This window comes from Alteromonas marina (assembly GCF_000808575.1).
GTDB classification, from domain to species: Bacteria; Pseudomonadota; Gammaproteobacteria; order Enterobacterales; family Alteromonadaceae; genus Alteromonas; species Alteromonas marina_A.
This window is the reverse complement of sequence record NZ_JWLW01000010.1, coordinates 75725-96206: the sequence shown is the minus strand read 5'-3', so window position 1 is coordinate 96206 and position 20482 is coordinate 75725. Positions and strand designations below refer to the sequence as shown.

16 protein-coding genes are annotated in these 20482 nt (G+C 45.3%); 8 read left to right on the top strand and 8 right to left on the bottom strand.

Annotated elements, in window-relative coordinates; translation table 11 throughout:
- Positions 1-197: 197 nt before the first annotated feature.
- Positions 198-515 carry a hypothetical protein gene (locus RJ41_RS05405; protein ID WP_039218068.1) on the top strand — a complete coding sequence of 106 codons (318 nt, stop codon included), beginning with the start codon at positions 198-200 and terminating at the stop codon, positions 513-515.
- 205 nt (positions 516-720) lie between these two features.
- On the opposite strand, the gene rpmE is transcribed toward RJ41_RS05405, so the two are convergent.
- On the bottom strand, positions 721-933 hold the full coding sequence (rpmE, locus tag RJ41_RS05400; protein ID WP_014950975.1) for a 50S ribosomal protein L31: 213 nt from the start codon (positions 931-933) through the stop codon (positions 721-723).
- Positions 934-1400: 467 nt separating this feature from the next.
- On the opposite strand from rpmE, the gene priA reads away from it, so the two are divergent.
- From priA to hslU, 5 genes are all read left to right on the top strand, one after another.
- A complete protein-coding gene (priA, locus tag RJ41_RS05395; protein ID WP_039217945.1) occupies positions 1401-3590 on the top strand; it encodes a primosomal protein N' in 2190 nt (729 codons plus the stop codon).
- Positions 3591-3722: 132 nt separating this feature from the next.
- On the top strand, positions 3723-4301 hold the full coding sequence (locus RJ41_RS05390) for an SPOR domain-containing protein (protein ID WP_039217942.1): 579 nt from the start codon (positions 3723-3725) through the stop codon (positions 4299-4301).
- Between the two features lie 85 nt (positions 4302-4386).
- Positions 4387-5127, top strand: a complete 741-nt coding sequence (locus RJ41_RS05385; RefSeq protein WP_039217940.1) for a hypothetical protein — start codon at positions 4387-4389, stop codon at positions 5125-5127.
- 361 nt (positions 5128-5488) lie between these two features.
- The gene (gene hslV / locus RJ41_RS05380; RefSeq protein ID WP_014950969.1) at positions 5489-6013 is read left to right on the top strand and encodes an ATP-dependent protease subunit HslV; all 525 of its coding nucleotides are present in this window, start codon (positions 5489-5491) and stop codon (positions 6011-6013) included.
- Positions 6014-6095: 82 nt separating this feature from the next.
- On the top strand, positions 6096-7424 hold the full coding sequence (hslU, locus tag RJ41_RS05375; protein ID WP_039217936.1) for an HslU--HslV peptidase ATPase subunit: 1329 nt from the start codon (positions 6096-6098) through the stop codon (positions 7422-7424).
- A 122-nt stretch (positions 7425-7546) separates the two neighbouring features.
- Here hslU and RJ41_RS05370 read toward each other — a convergent pair whose 3' ends face one another.
- The 6 genes from RJ41_RS05370 to RJ41_RS05340 form a co-directional block, all read right to left on the bottom strand.
- A complete protein-coding gene (locus RJ41_RS05370; protein WP_039217933.1) occupies positions 7547-7990 on the bottom strand; it encodes a helix-turn-helix domain-containing protein in 444 nt (147 codons plus the stop codon).
- A 481-nt stretch (positions 7991-8471) separates the two neighbouring features.
- On the bottom strand, positions 8472-9473 hold the full coding sequence (locus RJ41_RS05360) for an ATP-grasp domain-containing protein (protein WP_039217930.1): 1002 nt from the start codon (positions 9471-9473) through the stop codon (positions 8472-8474).
- 133 nt (positions 9474-9606) lie between these two features.
- The gene (locus RJ41_RS05355; protein WP_039217928.1) at positions 9607-9813 is read right to left on the bottom strand and encodes a hypothetical protein; all 207 of its coding nucleotides are present in this window, start codon (positions 9811-9813) and stop codon (positions 9607-9609) included.
- Between the two features lie 47 nt (positions 9814-9860).
- On the bottom strand, positions 9861-10172 hold the full coding sequence (locus tag RJ41_RS05350) for a helix-turn-helix domain-containing protein (protein WP_039217926.1): 312 nt from the start codon (positions 10170-10172) through the stop codon (positions 9861-9863).
- On the bottom strand, positions 10169-12436 hold the full coding sequence (locus RJ41_RS05345) for a peptidase domain-containing ABC transporter (RefSeq protein WP_039217923.1): 2268 nt from the start codon (positions 12434-12436) through the stop codon (positions 10169-10171). The genes RJ41_RS05350 and RJ41_RS05345 overlap by 4 nt, the downstream gene beginning before the upstream one ends.
- 2 nt (positions 12437-12438) lie before the next feature.
- Complete coding sequence (locus tag RJ41_RS05340) at positions 12439-13692, bottom strand: HlyD family secretion protein (protein ID WP_039217920.1); 1254 nt, start codon at positions 13690-13692, stop codon at positions 12439-12441.
- Between the two features lie 434 nt (positions 13693-14126).
- On the opposite strand from RJ41_RS05340, the gene RJ41_RS05335 reads away from it, so the two are divergent.
- Positions 14127-15671, top strand: coding sequence for a hydroxymethylglutaryl-CoA reductase (locus RJ41_RS05335; RefSeq protein WP_039217916.1), 1545 nt, complete (start codon positions 14127-14129; stop codon positions 15669-15671).
- Positions 15672-15746: 75 nt separating this feature from the next.
- Here RJ41_RS05335 and RJ41_RS05330 read toward each other — a convergent pair whose 3' ends face one another.
- Positions 15747-19082 carry an amidohydrolase family protein gene (locus RJ41_RS05330; RefSeq protein ID WP_039217914.1) on the bottom strand — a complete coding sequence of 1112 codons (3336 nt, stop codon included), beginning with the start codon at positions 19080-19082 and terminating at the stop codon, positions 15747-15749.
- A gap of 230 nt (positions 19083-19312) precedes the next feature.
- Between RJ41_RS05330 and RJ41_RS05325 the strand changes: the two genes are divergently transcribed.
- Positions 19313-20383, top strand: coding sequence for a PepSY-associated TM helix domain-containing protein (locus RJ41_RS05325; protein WP_039218065.1), 1071 nt, complete (start codon positions 19313-19315; stop codon positions 20381-20383).
- Positions 20384-20482: the final 99 nt, after the last annotated feature.

The window sequence follows — 20482 nt, the reverse complement described above, 5'->3', positions numbered from 1 at the left end:
CTTATAACATTCTGTAGGTCTATTGTGTGGTAGATGAAAACAAAGGTATCAAAAGGAGCTACGTTCTTATAAATGCGCTGGACATAAACCCAATTCAGGAAGATAGAACGCAGGGAGGTACCTCGTTCATTCTCCATCCAATATTTCTGATAAAATCCTATGAAAGCCCACTAAAAATTCGCACTGAAGGCGAGGATATGACAGAAAGAAAACTAATAACCGTGCTAACCGAAGTGTGTGAAACCGTAAAGTCTGACAACAATGGGTTTGTTTGGTTAACTCATTTAGGGCATTGGAAAGCGCCGCAGGTGATTGCCGTATTTAACACAGAATCGGAAAAGCAGCGGGCGTTAACTAATGGTTGGGATATAGACTTCATAAGCCAAGTGAATATTGCTTTGGCGTCAATTAAGTCAGCACCTGTTGGAATTTATTTTGATAGCGAAGAACAATGTAAGAAAGTGAGTGGCGGCAATTGGGATAGCCATTTATCTACTATTAAAAACCTTCACTGAGTTCAGGTTACGCCGAATGCTGCAAGGCTAGCTAAAAAGTTATACAGAAAGGTGAGTTAAAGAGTTAGATACATTGGCTAGGCACAGGCTTTATGTAGAATATCGGCAGTAAAGTGCTGTTTGGTACATCTCGTTTGTGTGAAGCGTGAATTTTTAGCAATAAAAAAGCGCCACGAAGGCGCTTTTTTCGAACTCGATATCAGGCTTACTTTTTGCCCAATGCACCGAAACGCTTCTTGAAGCGATCAACACGACCACCGGTGTCAACGTTACGTTGCTTACCAGTGTAGAATGGGTGACATGAAGAACATACGTCTAGGTTGATGTCTTTACCAAGCGTAGAACGGATGTTCATTACGTTACCACATGAGCAAGTTGCTGTGATTTCTTCGTATTTTGGGTGGATATCTTGTTTCATTGGGTTACCTCACATAATAAGGCCGTATCGCTATACAACCCGAAGTCGCACACCATACGTTACTTAATTCAAATGATAAGTCGTTCAAAGAACAGCCTATCGCAAAAGAGCGGCGCATAATAAAGGATGGCAAAGCCTTGATCAAGCGGTTTTTGGCCAAATGCTAAACAAGAGAGCTAGACAAGGTAGCCGTATAAAAAGGTAGCTGTATAAAAAGGCCAAACTAAAAACATTCTTTTTATGCTTACCTGTAAAGTATGTTTAAATATTTGTCTTTCAAGGCTAGGCCAACTGCGCTAGTAGCAAAATCATGCGCTAATAGCAAAATGTGTTGCTAGCTGTTAGCAGCGCAAACTGCCGTAACCTATAGGTCTGCAAGTAGCCTCAGTATAATTAGTTTCAACATAAGAAGCTTAGTAAGCGCATTACGCGCTGTAACCATCGTCAAATAAGGTAGAACGTTCGCAATGGCCTTTATCCAAGTTGCCGTGCCAGTGCCACTGCGCCAACTTTTCACATATACCCACAATAACGCACTCAGTGCAGGTGTGAGGGTAGTTGTACCTTTTGGTCCGCGCAAACTTGTGGGCGTAGTCGTTGAAACCCTACACAGACCTGAAAGCGACATTGAAAACTCCAACAAGCTAAAAGCCATTGAGTCGGTACTGGACGATAGCCCTGTTATAGATGAAGTGCTACTGAAAATGGCCCAATGGCTGTGGCAGTACTATCATCATGCGCCGGGTGAAGTGCTACACGCCATGCTGCCTGTTTTATTGCGCAAAGGCGAGTCAGCAGCGCCAATACCCCAAGACATGCTAATGCTTACCGAAGAAGGTAGGCAAAGGGATGCAGACACGTTATCGCGGGCGCCTAAACAACAAGCTTGTTTTACTGCAATGGCCGGTGGTGCCTTATTAGCGTCCCAAGCGCGCAAGCAGTATGGCGCACCTGCGGTCAAAGCGCTTGTCGAAAAGTCATTGGCAAGCATTGAAGAAGTCGTGCCTGAATTTAAGTCAGGCAGTTGGCTTGCCTCGTTATCGGTGTCTGAAAAGCCGGTTCCAGACACAGAACAGTTGGTTGCTATTGCCGCGCTTAACCGTCAGCAAGGCAACTTTGCGGTAAGTTTACTTGAAGGGGTTACCGGTAGCGGTAAAACGGAAGTATATCTTCAAGCCATCGAACCTTTACTGCGTGAAGGGAAGCAAGTGCTTATCCTTGTGCCAGAAATCGGGCTTACGCCGCAAACCGTGTCACGCTTTGAAAAGCGCTTTGGTATTGCAGTGGGCGTTTTACATTCTCAGCTTTCTGATAAAGAACGGCTACAGGTGTGGCAGCGAGCAAAAGCCGGTGAACTCGGGATAATCATAGGTACCCGTTCAGCTATTTTCACTCCGCTGCACAACCCCGGTATGCTGATTGTGGATGAAGAGCACGATGAGTCTTTTAAGCAGCAAGATGGGCTCCGCTATCACGCTCGTGACCTGGCAGCTATGCGTGCTAAGCAGCACAATATTCCTCTTTTATTAAGCAGCGCCACGCCCGCGCTAGAGACTCTTAACAATGCGTTAAGCGGTCGCTATGCCCATTTGCAGCTTACCAAGCGAGCCGGAGGGGCGAAAAGCACGCATCAGCATGTTTTAGATGCGCGCGACCAACCCATTCACTACGGTATTTCGCAAGGTTTGCTGACGATAATGCGCCAGCACATCAATGCTGGAAATCAGGTATTGGTGTTTGTGAATCGCAGAGGCTATGCGCCAGCGCTGCTCTGCCATCACTGTGGTGAGACCGTAATGTGTAAGCGCTGTGACCGTCCGTATACGGTGCATAAAGCGCGGAACCGACTACAGTGTCATCACTGCGGCGGTATGCGCTCAATGGCATCAAACTGCGAAGCGTGCCATCACAATGAATTAGTGACGGCGGGCACAGGGACCGAGCAAGTTGAGCAAGGGCTTGCAAGCTTATTTCCCGGTGTTAAACAGGTACGAATAGACAGTGACACCGTGCGGGGCAAAGATAAATTGCACCAGACGCTTGATGCAATAAACCGCCAAGAGTACCAGCTTCTGGTAGGTACCCAGATACTATCAAAAGGACACCATTTCCCTCATGTAACCCTAGTTGCAGTGCTAGATTGTGATGGTGCTCTTTTTAGTGCGGATTTTAGAGCACCAGAAAAGCTCGCTCAGCTTGTGACACAGCTTGCTGGAAGAGCAGGGCGCGCAAGTAAACCCGGTGAAATGTGGCTTCAAACACACAACCCCCATCACCCTTTGCTTCAGGATTTAGTGCACAATGGCTATGGGCATTTCGCCAGACACGCTTTAATGGAGCGAAAAGCGGCAGGGTTGCCCCCTTTTGTTAGTCAATTTGTTATTCGTGCTGAAGCGACTGACAGCAGTTTGGCCTATCGCTTTTTACAAGATAGTAAGCAAGTCTTTCTCCAGCAGCATGCCATTGAGTTAAATGGCCCGTTTCCTTGTTTGATCGAAAAGCGGCAAGGCCGGTTCCGGTTTATGCTGGTATGTAGTCATGAAAAGCGCGCACCGCTTCACAATGCGCTACGTTTGGCACTGCCATTTTTACAGGCGTTGCCGCAGGCAATGAAGGTAAGGTGGTCAATAGATATTGATCCTACCGATTTCAGTTAGCTTGTTGGGTAGCAATACGTTAAAATTTTGGCAGGATCGAAGATGCAGAAAAGCTGCTTCTTTACAAAGATTTGGTATATGACGTTTTCTTACGCATACAAACAACGATAACAAGTAGGAATATTGCCGCCTATGGCCCAACGCGATTATGTCTCTCGTGGACGCTCCCCTCAACAAAAGAAGCCTGCTGGTAAAGGTAGAAAGCCAACAGCAAACGCGAAATCTAACGCCCCAGTTTCAGGCAAGCTTCCTATCGTACGCCTAATTGGTATCTTTGCATTGGTGATTGGCTTTGGTGTGTTTTTGTGGTCGATAAAAGACAATGTAGAAGATGACGTAGATACCCAAGCTTCACGACCTGTTGCACCTACAGAAGAATCTTTACCTGAACTGCCTGAGGAAGAGTGGGAGTACATCAAAACCCTGCCAGGATACGAAGTGGAAGTTGAGGTCAAAGAGCAAGAAAAGTCTGACAAACGCTATTTAATGCAGTGCGCCTCTTTTAGAACCCGCGCGCAGGCTGAAGAGATGAAAGCCAAAATTGCATTCCAAGGTTTAGAGGCGCTTATAAGACACAGCACCGGCAGCAACGGCGACTGGTTTCGCGTTATTTTAGGCCCTTACGAGTCTAAGCGTGATGCAGAAAAAGCAAAGCACAGTCTGCGTAAAGTGAACATTGCCACATGCCAAATTTGGTACTGGAACTTGTAGCAGTTAATTGTAAGTAACACTTAATACGTTGCATAGGGCGCTGAAATAACGCGTAGAGAAAGGATGCGTTTACAAGGAAGTATCAATGAGTATTGCCATCACCGAACAACCAAATTATGCCGCTTATAGCATAGAAGAGCTCGAGGACGTTCTGGAAAACATTGATAAGCAGGCCTTTCCGGAGCGCTACCAGGCAGCAAAGAATGAGCTCGCTTCGAAACGAGCAACGCTGCCACCTGAGAATGATGCGGACGGCGCCCATCATGATGAACATGTTGCTCGACCTAAATGGTCTGAACTACACTTGGTCACACGCATATCGAACATTACCTTTTTAGTACTTATCGGCGCAATGTTCGTAAGTGCTTTTACCGATTTTATCGTGATCAATGGATGGCTAGACAATTCGAATTGGGCCATCGTACTTCTCACTTTTGCCTATAGCGCCTTTTATTACCTTGCCATTTTTATCGATAAGCGGCACGCGCAGTTTGTGACTAAAGATTTACGTGGAAAAATGACGTTATTTGGTATGCCGCTATTAGCCTTTTTCTTAAGCTTTAGTTTTGTTGATACGGCATTGCCTTACACGCTTCATTTAGCCTCCGATAAACAAAAGATAGAAAGAAAATTTGCTTATGAAAAAGGAAGCGGCTCTAAGCACTGTCGACATCCACTTTTGCTAAAAGAGAACGGCTCCCTGTCTGATGGGCGCTTATGCTTAAATCAAAGCGAGCACAAACGCCTACCGAATAAAGGATGGGTGTATGTTAAGGGCTACGAAAGTAGTTTTGGTTTTGACATTGAAGGGTATAGATTTCGCTAAATTTCCATCTTAAATGCTTGCGTATTAATCACTTCAAATGCGATTAGCCCAAGCAAAAAAAGGTTAACTACTCAATAAACCTTCATAAATGTAGGCTTGCTACTTTATCTGTGCTCTATCAATTAGGCATTATTTCAACTGGCCATAGGGCTTCATTGGCGAGAGTATGCACTCGATAAATGGGGTATTCAATAAGCGCCGTATGCGCTAAGCTCATATAGTAAGCAGCTCTGAGCGCACATTCTTTTGTCTTACCCTTGAAATTAAAAAGCCTTCCCCCACTTATTTGATATTGAATTTGAACGCTGCTGCCTTTGCTAGACGAAAAACGCAGCAGCGCCCAGCTAAACGGGGAATTAACGTGACAACGATTGTATCTGTACGACGTGGGAATCAAGTGGTAATGGCCGGTGACGGGCAGGTATCACTGGGCAATACCGTAATGAAAGGTAATGCGCGCAAAGTGCGCCGTTTATACCACGACAAGATTTTAGCGGGCTTTGCTGGTGGTACGGCCGACGCATTTACGCTGTTTGAACGCTTTGAAGCAAAGCTTGAAGCGCACCAAGGCCATCTGACTAAAGCGGCGGTAGAGCTTGCCAAAGACTGGCGGACTGACAGGGCGCTTCGCAAACTAGAGGCATTGCTTGCCGTAGCCGACGAAACCGCATCGTTTATTATTACCGGTAACGGTGATGTGGTGCAGCCAGAGCAAGATCTTATCGCGATTGGCTCTGGTGGTAACTACGCGCAAGCCGCAGCTACTGCACTGCTTGAAAATACAGAGCTAAGCGCAAAAGAAATCGCTGAAAAAGCGTTGACCATAGCGGGTGATATTTGCGTATTCACTAACCATAGCCAAACGGTTGATGTACTAGATTACTAAGTAATAGCTAAAAGCTGTTATCGGCTTGCTGTCGCTCGTATGAATTTGAGTACAGCAAGCGCTGTTAGAAAAGGGTTTATTCATGTCTGAAATGACACCAAGAGAAATTGTTCACGAGTTGGACCGTCATATTATCGGTCAACAAGATGCCAAGCGCGCTGTATCTATTGCACTTCGAAATCGCTGGCGTCGTATGCAGCTTGAACCTGAGCTGCGCCAAGAAGTTACGCCAAAAAATATCTTGATGATTGGCCCTACGGGTGTGGGTAAAACAGAAATCGCCCGCCGTTTAGCAAAACTTGCTAACGCGCCATTCATTAAAGTTGAAGCGACTAAATTCACCGAAGTGGGCTATGTAGGTAAAGAAGTTGAAACCATCATTCGTGATCTTGCAGACATTGCGGTGAAGATGACGAAAGAAAATGAAATGAAAAAGGTGAAATTCCGCGCAGAAGAAGCAGCGGAAGAACGCATTTTAGACGTTTTGCTTCCTCCACCAGAAGATGCATGGGGTAATAAGGAAAACGTTGAAGATCGCGGTACGCGCCAAGCGTTTCGTAAAAAGCTTCGTCAGGGTGACTTAGACGACAAAGAAATTGAAATTGATGTTGCACTTCCGCAGGTTGGCGTGGAAATTATGGCGCCTCCAGGTATGGAAGAAATGACCAACCAGCTTCAAGGCATGTTCCAAAACTTGTCTGGTTCGCAAAAGAAAAAGAAAAAGCTGAAAATTAAAGATGCCTTCAAAATGCTTATTGAAGAAGAGGCGGCGCGCCTTGTGAATCAAGAAGATTTGAAGGAAAAGGCGATTGAGTCGGTTGAGCAGCACGGTATCGTGTTCATCGATGAAATTGACAAAATTTGTAAGCGCGAGGGTAACTCGTCGGCTGATGTATCTCGCGAAGGTGTTCAGCGTGACTTGCTTCCACTTGTAGAAGGTTCAACGGTATCGACAAAACACGGCATGGTTAAAACCGACCATATCTTGTTTATCGCTTCGGGCGCATTCCAAATGAGCAAGCCGTCGGACCTTATTCCAGAGCTTCAGGGTCGTCTTCCAATTCGCGTTGAGCTGTCTGCCCTTAAAGTCGGTGACTTCAAACGCATTCTTACCGAGCCGAATGCGTCATTAACGCACCAGTACATCGCACTAATGAAGACAGAAGGCGTGGATATCAAGTTCGATGATTCTGGTATTCAGCGCATTGCTGAAGCGGCATGGCAGGTGAATGAGCGCACTGAAAACATTGGTGCCCGCCGTTTGCACACGGTTCTTGAACGCCTAATGGAAGATATCTCGTTTGACGCCTCTGAAAAGAGCGGTGAGTCGTTCGTGATTGATGCAGACTACGTTAACAGTCACTTAGAGACTTTGGTGGACAACGAAGACCTATCGCGTTTCATTCTTTAACTTGACGCTAAGTTGAGGCATCTTACTTTAGCTGAGTTGAGAGTCTTCGCTTCTACACAAATAGAGATTAAAAAGCCGACTTCATGAGTGATGTCGGCTTTTTTATTGGAAAGAAGTAAGGGTTAGTCTGCCACTTTTTCCCAGTGATCTTCAATTTCTTCAAGACGAATTATACTTGCAGCTTCTTCAGCCTGAGTATCGGCAAGTAGATCGAGAAAGTAACTAACAGGATTATTTTTTTCTTGGCTTTCCATGTACAGCGCCCGTAAAGCTGCATCTGTTGTCCTTGGAATTTTCGTTTGGCCCTTCTCGTAACGTGCAATGGTCTGTTCATCGACACCAAAACGAGTCGCGAGTATTTTCTGAGAAATATTTAGTTCAATACGTAAGAATTTAAACTCATCATGAGCAAGAGGCTTGTTGGTGTTAACAATTGTCTGTGCTATCGCGCTATGAAGACCGTTCATATCGTCAATGCTTGTATATTCTTCGCCGTCGACAATCTCAACAGTAACACCATTTTTCAGAAACACATTTGACAACCCACTTTCAGTGTAATGGTACATATAAACCTCTCAAACTATCCAAACAGTGACAAGAACTGATGTTGGACTATCATGATGATTCCTCAGTGCTATGGTTAGTTCAATGACTTTTCCCGCTGCTTAACCTTTCAGATTAAATTTCCAGTCTCCAGAAATATCAAGATATGGCCCCTCTCTAAATACTGAGTGCTTACTTTTTAATAAAGTGATCACCTGACCTGTAGTGATTCCTCGCTCATGCATGCGCTGTTTAACATGTTTAGTCCACCGAATCCGGTGAGTATAATTTCCGAGAGGTCATTCATTATTTTTCTGGCAGTTTCCTCTGTAAGAGGGAATTCATTAGTTCCTTGGGGAGTGTGATTAGCCATGAATGCCTTCTGAAATTCATCCTATCATATTGATAGGTTGTTGGGGTGTTGTCAATGATTGCGTAAAGGCTTCTAAACAATCGCAAATTCGTTGTGGAAACCCAATTAGCCTCTAAAAGTCCTGCTTGTTACTACGAAGTCTTCACCATCAGCGCCACCAGCTTTTCTGTGATATCCAGGCCGGTGTCGTTCTCTACTTTTAGGAAATAAGGGCTGGGATTTGCCTCTAGAAAAAAGTACTTTCCTTTCGCACTCTTACGCCAGTCGATTGCACACCAGTGCATGCCCAACGCTTGGCATATTTTAATAGCCAGACGCTGGACCTCGTTTGGGATAATAGTCACAGACACACCGGCATTGTCATCGTTTCTATAATCTAGTTCGCTTGAGTCAATTTGTACGCTTAGCACATCATCGCCAAGCACATAGCTACGTACATTTTCGCCAGCAATGTATTTTTGGAAGGTCACAGGGCGCTCACTTAAAAGTGTATTTAGTAGCAGGCGCATATTAGGTTGTTTATTCACAAATTGTGCAGTTCTCCCGCCGCGTACCGGCTTATAAATAACTTCGCGCATGTTGTTGCAAAACTGAGAAGCGACTTCCGATGCATTACCAACAAAAGTGTAGGGGATATGTGCTCCTAGTTTGCCAGCTATACGCGATTGATAAGGTTTACACTGGTGGCTTCGAACAGCGTCGATAGAGTTGACCCATTTAATGTCGCTATAGCTGAACCAGCAAAGTAGCGTACTTGCTCGCTCTTGCTCAATCCACCCTGCGGCTTCTAGCAAATTAGATTCACGATTATGAGGTCTATCACCTTGTGTTTGAGCATCTGCACTAGCATCGTTTTTACTATTATCACTTGGGACTTTCAGCGGTATGCCAGGTAGGTACTCATGCCAATAGGCGGCCTGGGTATTAGAGAACGTAACTCTAGGTTGATCGCAAAGTGAAGGCGAATTGAAATGAATTAACCCGTCATCAAAATCAGGGTCATAGCTAATACTCCAGGCTGAACCGAACTGTTGCGTATTAGCGATATAAAAAGGGGTAGCTGTTTGACTGAGCGCTGTTGCTACGTGTTGAATTTGTGGATCTTGCTCACTTCCTAAAAGTGCAACGTGCATTCGCATTCCTTGCTAGCGGGTTATGTGTAATTATCTGTGCTCACTGGCATAAGAGTATCTGGATGTTAAAAGCGCAACATATGGATATGACAGAATTAGTGTCCATCTATATGTTGACGCTAAATCTTTAAAACTAGGACAAAATGTCTGGTAGCTTTCCGCCGCCCTCACCAATAGCCATGGTGATATAAACCGGCTCTTTAGGTGTTGGGCCGACTACCGGCACGGTATCGCTTAAGCGAACGCGAAGGCCTCCGGATACCTCAAACAGCTGAGCTTCGGCTAAAGCAACGGGTTCATTAGTTGTTGGTTGGTTGTGACTTAGTTGAAGGTGTTTCATAAAGTACGCTCCTTGTAGTGGCGTGTTGAGTGATGAAGTGGAAGCGCTTATAGCGAAACCACTTCCCGGTAAAGGGTTCTAAAGCAGCAGGCGATAAGTGCTGAGCGGCTACTGATATTGAGTTTTTTGTAGATATTGGCGCAATGAAATTTCACCGTTCGCTCACTAATAAACAGTTCAGAGGCGATCACCTTGTTAGAGCGGCCCTCCATTATTTTGTGTACGACCTGTAGCTCACGTTTTGATAAGCAATCCATGGGAATGACGCTATCGCTAGCTGTCAGTCCACTTGCATCTATTTGCATACGTTCAGCTGCTGTTATCAATACTGCGGGTTCTCTTATTTCATGGTTTTTCATTGTGTTTCTCCGTGTTTACCTGATGTTGCGCTTCCTGTTACTTCAGTGGGAGAGCTTGTGTGTAGTATGCCGTCTGCCAAACGATAAATTTTGTCTGCCATAGCAATAGATTGAGGGCGATGCGCCACAATAATTCGAGTCATGTTCAACGCTTTGAGGTGATGGTTAATTTTGGCCTCGTTCTCCATATCTAGGTGGCTGCTTGCTTCGTCTAAAAACAAAATATCTGGCTCTTGGTAGAGAGCTCTTGCCAGAAGTAAACGTTGTTTTTGACCGCCACTTAAACTGCTGCCCATATCACCTACCAAAGAGTGATATTGCATAGGCATGTGCATGATGTCTTGATGAATACAGGCAAGCTGTGCGACGTAAACCATTTTCTTAAGGTCTGGTACTTCTTCAAAACAACAGATGTTTTGGGCGATGGTGCCGCTTAAACAGGCGTCTTCCTGAAGTACTGATGCGATGACGGGTTTAACACTACTTGTGTGCTCAATGACGCCCTCTGAGATTGGATAAAGTCCCATCAGGCATTTAATTAGTGTGCTTTTCCCACAACCACTGCCACCTATGATTGCTACTATCTCGCCAGCATTTACACACAGCGTTAGGTTTTTAAACACCCAAGCATTGGTTTCACTATAGCGATAGCTGAGCGCGGTAGCTTTTAGTGCTATTGATTGTGGTTCAGCAGGCTGGCACGACGCCGTGCTTTTAGCATCAGGCGCTAAAAAGTTAGGCGAAAGCGGGTTGGACGTAAAAGAGGTAGGCTGGTCTACATTAGCGCAGAGAGCACCTTGCCCATTGAATGGGCTATCACTGCTATTTTGCAAGCGTGGCTTTTGCTGTGCGGGCGTAAGCAAAATATCGCTTAAACGGTTGAAGTGGACGCCTAGCATATTCAGCTCAATCAACCTGTTAATTACCCCATCTAGTGCACTTACAAACCGTGCCTTGTATGCCATAAATGCGAGCAGCATACCTATGGAGAGTGCGCCTTCCATCACTAAGTTTGCACCAACGTAGACTACCACTAGGTTTTCTGCGCCAAATAAGAATTGGTTAGTCAGCGTACTACCTATATTAATTTTGCCCAGTGTGATGTCTTTATTCAGAGTAGCGACAAGCTTGTTTTGCCATTGACCGTGACGCTGTACTTCTTGTCCGTACACGCGAATGGGCAAAATGGCGCGCACGCTTTCCATAAAGTGGCTTTGCTCAGACGCGGCAAGGGCAATGCGTTCAGTAGTTAGCCTTTTGATAAACGGTAAAAGGCCAAGTCGAAAGGCAAGGTAGATAAGCATGATCGCAACCACAACAAGGGTAAGTTTAAAGGAATATAAAATCATTACCGCCAAGGTGAGCATGGCCATAACTCCGTCCAGTACTGCAGAAACTACGCCCGTGGTTAAAAACTCGCGAATACTTGCCAACGACCCGAAACGGGATACCACATCACCAATATGACGCTTATCGAAGTAATCTAAGGAAAGAGAAAGAAGGTGCTTAAATACTGACGCTGACATCTGAAGTTGAAGACGAGAGGACACCGATAAAATAACTAACTTTCTAACTCCGCTAGTAAAAGTTTCCATAACAAGTAGTAAGGCAAAACCAACAGCAAGCGCTTTTAGCAAGGCATCGTTGTTGTAAATTAGTACGTCGTCTACCACTGTTTGCATATAATAAGGCGCTGCAAGCGCGAAAAGTTGCAACACAATTGACAGTGCGAAAAGAGTAAGTAAATTTCGTTTAAACCCAATTGTACGAGAGAAAAATTGAGCAAGACCAAGGCGCGGTGCTGACCTCTTAGGAATGAAGGTGTCGCTAGGTGAAACTTCTAATGCAATACCGGTTATGTGCTTTGATGCTTCTTCAAACTGAAGTTCTCGCCGCCCAAGAGCGGGATCATGAATAGTAAGGGTTTTCCCTTTTACTTTGGTCAGCACCACAAAGTGATTCATATTCCAGTGTAATATGGCAGGGCAGGAAAGCTGCTTAAGGTGCTCCATTTCTATTTTAATTGCGCGGGTTTGAAACCCCAAGTCGCTGGCAATTCCCATTACATCTTTCAACGTTGTACCGCGTAGCGAAACGGACATGGTTTGGCGTAAGGTGTTGAGGTCTCGCTTGTCACCATAATACTGTGCAATCATAGCTACACATGCCAGCCCACATTCAGCAGCTTCACTTTGCAATATAACCGGTACCCGCTTTGTTGTATGGAAAATGTGGGTAGAAAGAGGGGGAGTTATGCTCAACATTTTTAAAGCTTCCCTGTAATGCTGTATAGCGGTTCCATTAGCCACTCCAAAAGGCTACGTTGACTTAAATCAACATCTGCAGAAAATGTCATTCCAGCCTTTAACGAAATAGTATTTCCGTAAGCCAATATTTCGTTTGCGCTGAGGCTTGCAGTAACAAGGTAGGTTGGCTCGTTAATTGAAATAGGTACATCTTTAAGCTCGCCGGGCAAAACGAGCGACGGGGAAATATTCACGATTTCACCAGACTGGATGCCAAATTTTTGATAGGGAAATGCGTCGTATCGGATATGCAAAGCTTGTCCTTCCCGAATAAATCCTGCCGAGCTAACGGGAACAGCTATACGCGCTTGTATGTCGCCATTCTCGGGAAGCAGTGTTAGAAGCGGACGAGAACTATCAACGGTGTACCCTGTTTTAACTTGAAGGCCGGACACAACACCGGTGTGAGGTGCATACACGGTCTCTTCAGCGTCGCTTTTATAACTCACAATTTGATGATTAAGGTCGCTGTATGCATTCTCTATATTCGCCAGTTCATTGGCTTGCTGTTGCGGCAAAGTAGAAATTTCGTGATTAATTGCTGCAATATTAGCTTGTTCGCTTCTCAGATCCTTTTTGGCTAACGTAAGCTGTTGCTCTGTTGTTAAACGTTGTAGCGTATGGTTTTCAAAATCGGCTTGGCTAATATGACCCTGCTCAAATAAGCTTTGAGCTTTCTCCCATTGCTTGGTAGCTAAAAGCCATTGGGATTGTGATATTTCAACAATGGCATCTAGCGCCGCAAGGGCTTGCTGGGCTTGAAGGCGTTGCTCTTCTAAGCCATGTTGCTGGGCTACATGCAATGCTCGAAGCCGCTGAATACTTTGTAATGTCCGACGCTGCTTCGCCTCAAGCTCTGCAAGTAACTGCGTGCTAACCTTATTCCCTAGACCGTCCCTGTTGCTGTAACTTATCGTTATAAGGGGGGCGCCTTGTTTTACTAGCTGCCCCTCGCTTACTAAGACATTAAGTACTTTTCCACGTCTTGCGTTGGCGTAAAGTTTAAATACACCGTGGTTAGGCTCTAGCCATCCACTGACTGATGCCTTACGCGCATAACTTTCTGTGTTCAAATACACTGCAACGGCCACAACCCAAGCAATAAGAAGGCCTGAAATCACCGAGTAGATCGGTTTAGGCGTCATTAAAAAGCTTCCTTCCGCAGTATTTAATTGTTCATTAATGACTTCTTTTCTAAACAGCCCTGTTCTCATCCGTATTCCTTTCTATCTTGCCCTCAGCACTCAGATCATGGGGTTAAAACCACTTCACTTTTCAATGTGCTACATCACATAAAAAGTACCTGGCTGCCGCTTCCGTTTAGGCTTTTTCTCCTTGGCATCACAGTCCCTGACGCCTCCTTTTTGTTACTACCAGATACCTTGTGGTCAACATAACTGCGGTGACGGTGTTCACTGTAGGCAGGTTGGGAACTTGATGGATTACTGCTAAGGTCTATATTTCTGTAGCACACAATTTCATTGGGGTTGGCGCATTTTTGAAAGCGGTTGGCTCAAAATTGAAGGTGAAAATGACGCGATTATTTAGCAAGGAAATATAAAGAAGTCATAGAACTGTATAAAGAATGTGCTATAAAAAACAAAGGAATATGAAAATAACACAGTAAGAACACACAGAAGGAAGCCTCATGTTTGTGCCTAGCATACTTTTAAAGCAACTCTATACTCGCGCAAGTCTTACAAAGACAGATAAAGGCTTATCTTTTTCTCTGAAAAACAGATTGAAAGACGCAACCATTAAAGAAGTAAAGTGGATATCGCTAGATGGCGAAAAAATTCCAGAACATAAGATTTCACTTCAACTCTCTGCCGACTCCTGCATTTCTGTAGAAGCACTAAACAAGTCAGATGGGGAACCCTTCGGTTTACGTCAAACCATTACTGTGCATTTGGATATCGACGAAGCGCCTTGCCCTGAAAAAAGAAAACTGGGTATTTGCTTCTCTGCGTCACCATTTGGAAAACTCAAATTCGAAGTGGAAGACAATATTACTGCGCCAGGACAACGCAGCGCTTTTATTCCTCGTGACGACATGGATGACTACGGCGAAAGTATTATAAAAACACGCCAAGAATATTTCGAAAGCGCCACCGGAAAGAAAATTGATCACGTAGGTAAGTACTCAATCGATCCGCAAGCACTTAAGGGGAATATTGAGCATTTTATTGGCGTGGCGCAGGTTCCTATCGGTATTGCAGGGCCGTTGAAGATAAACGGAGAGCATGCACAAGGGGAGTTTGTCGTGCCGTTAGCGACAACCGAAGGTACGCTGGTGGCATCGTATAACCGAGGCATGAAGCTGCTTAATATGAGCGGTGGCGTAACGGCAACGGTCGTCGACGATGCTATGCAGCGAGCCCCTGTATTTATTTTTGAAAATGCACGGGGTGCCAGAGATTTCGTTAAGTGGATTAAAGCAAACTTTGAGAAGATTAAAGAAGAAGCAGAAGCGACCTCAAGTATTGCTAAGCTGACGTATATCGACCATTTCTTATCGAACAAATTTGCGTTTTTGCGTTTTAACTTTAAGACCGGCGATGCCGCAGGCCAGAACATGGTGGGCCGCGCTACGTTTGCGGCATGCGGGTGGATACTCGATCACTACGAGGGGATAGTGAACTTCTATCTAGAATCTAACTTTGCCACCGACAAGAAAGCCTCTCAGATAAACATTATGCGTACCCGTGGTAAACGAGTGACAGCTGAAGCCACCATTAAACGAGAGCATTTGTTAGAAGTAATGCGCGTTGACCCTAAACAAATTGACTACCACGGCCGTGTGGCTGGTGTAGGCTCTTTCTTGTCTGGTGTGAATAACACGGGTCTGCATTCGCCAAATGGTATCACTGCCATGTTTATCGCCACAGGACAAGATGTTGCAAACGTATCTGAATCGTCGGCGGCCATGATGTATTCGGAACTAACTGACGACGGCGACTTATACGTGTCTATCACCATACCATCGCTTATTGTGGCTACCTATGGCGGCGGTACTGGCATTGGTACACAGCGAGAGTGCTTAGAGTTATTAGACTGTTATGGTCGAGATTGCGTGTATAAATTTGCAGAAATCGTGGCGTCAGTAGTGCTGGCTGGTGAGATATCGCTAGCCTCAGCGATAAGTTCGTCAGACTGGGTGTCATCGCACGAACAGTACGGGCGAAACCGTTAGAACGACTAGAATTATTGGCACAAAGTAAAAAGGGCTTCACATAATGTGAAGCCCTTTTGTTTAGCGGTTAATTTACTAATGTTCCCAATGATAGTGGTGCGCTTTTGCTTCCACTTCATCTGCCGTTTGTTGCGGCATAAAGGTGGCATTGTCTTGTTCGAAGAAGAACGGCTTGCGTTTTTTCTTACTGCCCACTTCGTTCATGGTGGCCGACTCATATACGCGTCCATTTAGTACAGTGTATTCTACGAATTCACTCTTTCTAATGTCGCTTAATACGTCGCCATCAATCACCACTAGGTCAGCAAGTTTGCCTTTTTCGATACTGCCAAGATCTTTGCCCATACCTAGGTGTTTCGCGCCATCAATAGTACCGCCGCGTAGCGCTTCCCAAGGCGTGAAGCCACCTTGTTCCATGATCCACAGTTCCCAGTGCGCCGCTAAGCCTTCACGCTGGCCGTGAGCGCCAATATGTACACTGACCCCATTATCTCGAAGCTCTTTGGCGTAGCTTGCTACGTTTTGGTGGTTGTACTGGTTTTCTGGCGCAGTAGGTCTGCGGATCGCACGGCTATCTAGAATAGTCGACGGGGTGTAGCGAAGAAGACGCGGGTTCTTCCACACTTCGGTTTTGTCGTACCAGTACTCTTCACCCATCATGCCGCCGTACGACACCACAAAGGTCGGCGTATAGCCAAACTCTGTGGCTTTCCATAGTTGAGTAACATCACTGTAGCCTTTTTCCACAGGAATGCTGTGCTCAAGACCCGTATGGCCATCTACCAACATAGTCAGGTTCTGCTGAAGCTTACCGCCTCCTTCAGGCACTACCATCATCTCTTGATTTTTTGCTGCCCACAGCACTTGCTGACGCTGGTCACGACGGGGCTGGTTGTAGCTTTTCACGGAAATAGCACCGGCTTCTTTCAAGCGCTCTACGTGGAAATAGGCATCTTCATAATTGTTGATAATCGCTTTATAACCTAGTCCTTCTGCACCGTATAAAATAGTGCCGGTGGAGTAGATACGCGGCGCAACAATATCGCCTTTACGCTGTAATTCTGCCGCAGCAAAAATTTCTGTCGTGTCGTTTGAAGGGTCATGAATGGTCGTAACACCGAATGACACATTCGAGTACTGACTCCAGTTTTGCTGAGGAATAATCTCATTGCGGCCCTGCGAGCCGTGAGCGTGTGCATCAACAAGCCCTGGGATAATGGTTTTTCCCGTTGTGTCTATTTGCATTGCATCATCAGGAATGGTCACATCACCACGTTTACCCACTGCTTCAATGCGGTTGTCTTTAATCAGCACAACGCCATCTTCAATCACCTCTTGGGTGTTGTCGGCATCGCGCATGGTTACCACTTTACCGCCAACCAAAGCTTTGTAACCAGATGGCTTATCAGCTTTAGTGGTGAACGACAAATCCATACCTTCAGCTACTGGCTCAGGTAAGGTTTCCGCAGCGCCATCAACAAAGGCAAAGGCTTCATCAAGTGAACGGCTAAATAGCGTAGGGCCGTTAAACCAGCTTAGGGTTTTATTGTCAGGCGACCACGTTAAATATTCACCCGCGCGGCTTGAAAGCTGCGTTACCGGCAGTGAGGTCATGTTCGGGCCTATGGTAATGCGCTTGCCATTTTCGACAAACGGCGCCACATACGTTTTGAACTGGTAAACAAACGCAACCCATTTCTTATCATGTGAAAGTTTGTACTCACTTACCTTATCTGCACCGTAAAGGTGAGTTCGCTTGTCGTTACCTTTAAGGTTAACGCTTGAAAGCTGGGTTTCGTAGTAAGCTTCGCCGCCCGCTGATTCGGTGAAGTACACCCGGTCATCGTTACCTGCGAAATGCGCGTTATAGCCGCCTTCAGAGACTTTTTCTACCGTGTCTTCTTCAAGGTCCGCTACGTAAATACCTGGCTCAACCGAGTATTTGGGGTCTAGTAAGTAGCCGCCGGTAAATTTGCGGAAAACCACTTTCTCGCCATCGGCAGAGAACGACGGCTCAATGTAGTGACCTGGCTGCTGGGTAATAACTTTTCCTTTACCACCGCGAGCAGAAACCACGCGAACGGTACCTAGGTCTTGGTCATTCCAAGTCGTATAAACAATCGACTTTCCATCGTTAGAAAAACGCGGATAGTATTCGTCGTGATCGTTTTGTTTAGTTAATCGTTTAATTTTGCCTGACTTCACATCGCGCACATAAAGTTTACCTAGCGCTTGGAAGAGAACGGTTTTACCGTCGGGCGACATTTGAGACCAGCGAATCATACGAACGTCAAATTCATCAGGTGCGACATCAACGTCAAAGCGAAGCGCATCTGCGAATTTCACCGTGCCTTCAACGGTTACGTTCATTGTGCTGGTGGTTTTATCTTTCACGTCTATGGTGTGGAATTTACCACCTGTCCAATATACGATTTTGCTGCTGTCCGGCATCCAGTCGAAGTAGGCAAAGTAACCTTCCGAGCCAAAGCCTTCTTGCATGTCTCGCTCTAGTTCCAACGTCAGTGGTGTTTCTACGCCTGTCTTAATGTCTTTAATGAAAAGCGCGGTTCTATCTTTAACACGACGCACAAAAGCGATGTATTTACCGTCAGGTGAAGGTGTAGGGACTACAGCGCCGCCCGTACCGCTAATATAGCGGCTCTCTTCGCCGGTTTCGCGGTCGTAGCGAGTGATAGCAAAAATGCCTTCTAACGGGTCGCGGTTATATTCAAAGCGGGCACCCGGAACGGTATTTTCGGTAAAGTAAATGTACTTGCCGTCATGAGAGAATACAGGGTCGGCAATGTTTTGTTGGTCGCGCTTTCCGCTGTTGCGGGCTTTAATTTGTAGGCCGTCACCACCTGATTTGTGGTACATCCAAATCTCGCCAGCCGGAATACTACGGCTAGACATAATGCCCTTGGTAACCACTAGGTATTCGCCGTCTGGGCTCCACTTAGGAGAGTGGATAAGATTGCTTTTCTCTTTGGTTACCTGACTTAGATTACTGCCGTCAATGTCCATAACCCATACGTTGCTTAATCCATCTTTATCAGAGATGAATGCGATTTGCTTGCCGTCTGGAGAAATTGAAGGGTGAATATTCCATGCGAAGTCTTGCGTAAGCGGCGTCGCATCGCCGCCACTCATGCTAACTTTGTACAAGTCACCCAGCATATCAAAAACCATGAACTCGCCGTTTGGAGCAATATCTAAGCTAGACCACGTCGTTTCACTGGTTTTAATTGTAACTTCATTGAGGGCGTAAGGTGGGTTATTCACGTCCCACTTTTCAATGTCAGATTCTGTTTTTTCTTCACTGTCGTTCTGGGCGAATGTGGTAGGTACTACACCTAAGCCCAAAGCACTTACTAGCGTGATGGCCAGTAAACTTTTCTTTGTCTTTATCATAATTGTGTTTCCAAGTGCTTGTTATTTATTTTCTGTCTACATCAGAGTACATGAGTTAGCCTGAAATGACGCACTCTTGAATTGTAAAGCTAAGGTTAATCTTACTTCAAAGTGGGAGAGATTCATTTACCTAATGCGATTGTAAGTCTGATTTTAGCGTTTAACTTTCATTGAACTATTCTCGATAATCGTTACTATTCGCATTTATTTCGCAATATGTGAGCGCTGTTTTGAAACTTTGGGTACGACGACTGCATCTTATTTTAGCGCTGGCGTGTGGGTTATTTATTATTTGCCTTAGTATCACCGGTGCGCTGCTCATTTATGCAAAAGATATCCAAACCTTGGTTCAGCCAGAAAAGTGGACCATAAAGCCTCAAGGCTCGCCGCTACCGCTTTCCAGTATTGTGAACTCGTTAGAAAGCCAGACGGGTAAGAAAATTGAGCTCTTAATGCCCGAGTCAAACCCTGAACTTGCTTGGCAAGCGAAGCTCAACAACGGCGAATACGTAAGCGTAAACCCCAACTCTGCCGAAATACTTCATATATACGATTATTACAGCACGTTTTATGGGTTCACCATGGCTATCCATCGATGGCTGTTGTATCAAGATGGTGATAACGAAAGGCCACTTCGAAATTGGGTGTCTGTTAGTGCCTTAGTTCTACTTCTTGAAGTAATTGTGGGTTTTTACCTTTGGGTCAAGCCAAAAAATAGAATAAAACGCCTTGCGATTAAACGCCGCGCTAAGTTTCGAATTCTCATGTATCAACTTCATACAGTGCTGGGCGTTTATTTAGCTATACCGCTCATACTTATCGCGTTTAGCGGTATGGCGTTTAATTGGAAAGGCGCTACGCAGCAGGTGGTGGAAGCTGTTACTTTTTCAGAGGTCGAGACTAGGCCAGTTCCAGAGCCGTTAACTTACGACACGAATATCACACCAGTGGCGATTGATGACGCCTACCAAAATGCCATGGAAGTTTTTCCCAATGCGTCACTATTTCGCATTTACTTTCCACAAAATTCAGGCGAACACATAGGTTTCAGAATGCAAAACCCCGGCGAGTCTCACGCCTACAGCTGGGTTTGGACAAACCCTCAAAATGGAGAAATAACGGGTTATTACGATGCATCAAAAGCGAACATAGCGACGCAGGTTTGGAACTTCAAATACAAATTTCACATAGGCGATTTCGCAGGCCCATTGCTCGAATTCATCTGGTTATTTATCGCATTACTTCCAGCGTTTTTTACAATTACAGGGTTTTATTTTTGGTATAAACGCCATTACAAATGACGCGCTTTTATGGCTGAGCGACGGGCTTCAAATTCATCTCATCTAGATTTCATTATCTAACGCTTATTATTATTAAAATCACCCAAGATAATGAGAATG

What these genes read in the sequence shown, in the direction of transcription:
- RJ41_RS05405 (WP_039218068.1), top strand. Translation starts at nt 198, where the DNA reads ATGACAGAAAGAAAACTAATAACCGTGCTAACCGAAGTGTGTGAAACC.
- rpmE (WP_014950975.1), bottom strand. Translation starts at nt 933, where the DNA reads ATGAAACAAGATATCCACCCAAAATACGAAGAAATCACAGCAACTTGC.
- priA (WP_039217945.1), top strand. Translation starts at nt 1,401, where the DNA reads ATGGCCTTTATCCAAGTTGCCGTGCCAGTGCCACTGCGCCAACTTTTC.
- RJ41_RS05390 (WP_039217942.1), top strand. Translation starts at nt 3,723, where the DNA reads ATGGCCCAACGCGATTATGTCTCTCGTGGACGCTCCCCTCAACAAAAG.
- RJ41_RS05385 (WP_039217940.1), top strand. Translation starts at nt 4,387, where the DNA reads ATGAGTATTGCCATCACCGAACAACCAAATTATGCCGCTTATAGCATA.
- hslU (WP_039217936.1), top strand. Translation starts at nt 6,096, where the DNA reads ATGTCTGAAATGACACCAAGAGAAATTGTTCACGAGTTGGACCGTCAT.
- RJ41_RS05370 (WP_039217933.1), bottom strand. Translation starts at nt 7,990, where the DNA reads ATGTACCATTACACTGAAAGTGGGTTGTCAAATGTGTTTCTGAAAAAT.
- RJ41_RS05360 (WP_039217930.1), bottom strand. Translation starts at nt 9,473, where the DNA reads ATGCACGTTGCACTTTTAGGAAGTGAGCAAGATCCACAAATTCAACAC.
- RJ41_RS05355 (WP_039217928.1), bottom strand. Translation starts at nt 9,813, where the DNA reads ATGAAACACCTTCAACTAAGTCACAACCAACCAACAACTAATGAACCC.
- RJ41_RS05350 (WP_039217926.1), bottom strand. Translation starts at nt 10,172, where the DNA reads ATGAAAAACCATGAAATAAGAGAACCCGCAGTATTGATAACAGCAGCT.
- RJ41_RS05345 (WP_039217923.1), bottom strand. Translation starts at nt 12,436, where the DNA reads ATGTTGAGCATAACTCCCCCTCTTTCTACCCACATTTTCCATACAACA.
- RJ41_RS05340 (WP_039217920.1), bottom strand. Translation starts at nt 13,692, where the DNA reads ATGAGAACAGGGCTGTTTAGAAAAGAAGTCATTAATGAACAATTAAAT.
- RJ41_RS05335 (WP_039217916.1), top strand. Translation starts at nt 14,127, where the DNA reads ATGTTTGTGCCTAGCATACTTTTAAAGCAACTCTATACTCGCGCAAGT.
- RJ41_RS05330 (WP_039217914.1), bottom strand. Translation starts at nt 19,082, where the DNA reads ATGATAAAGACAAAGAAAAGTTTACTGGCCATCACGCTAGTAAGTGCT.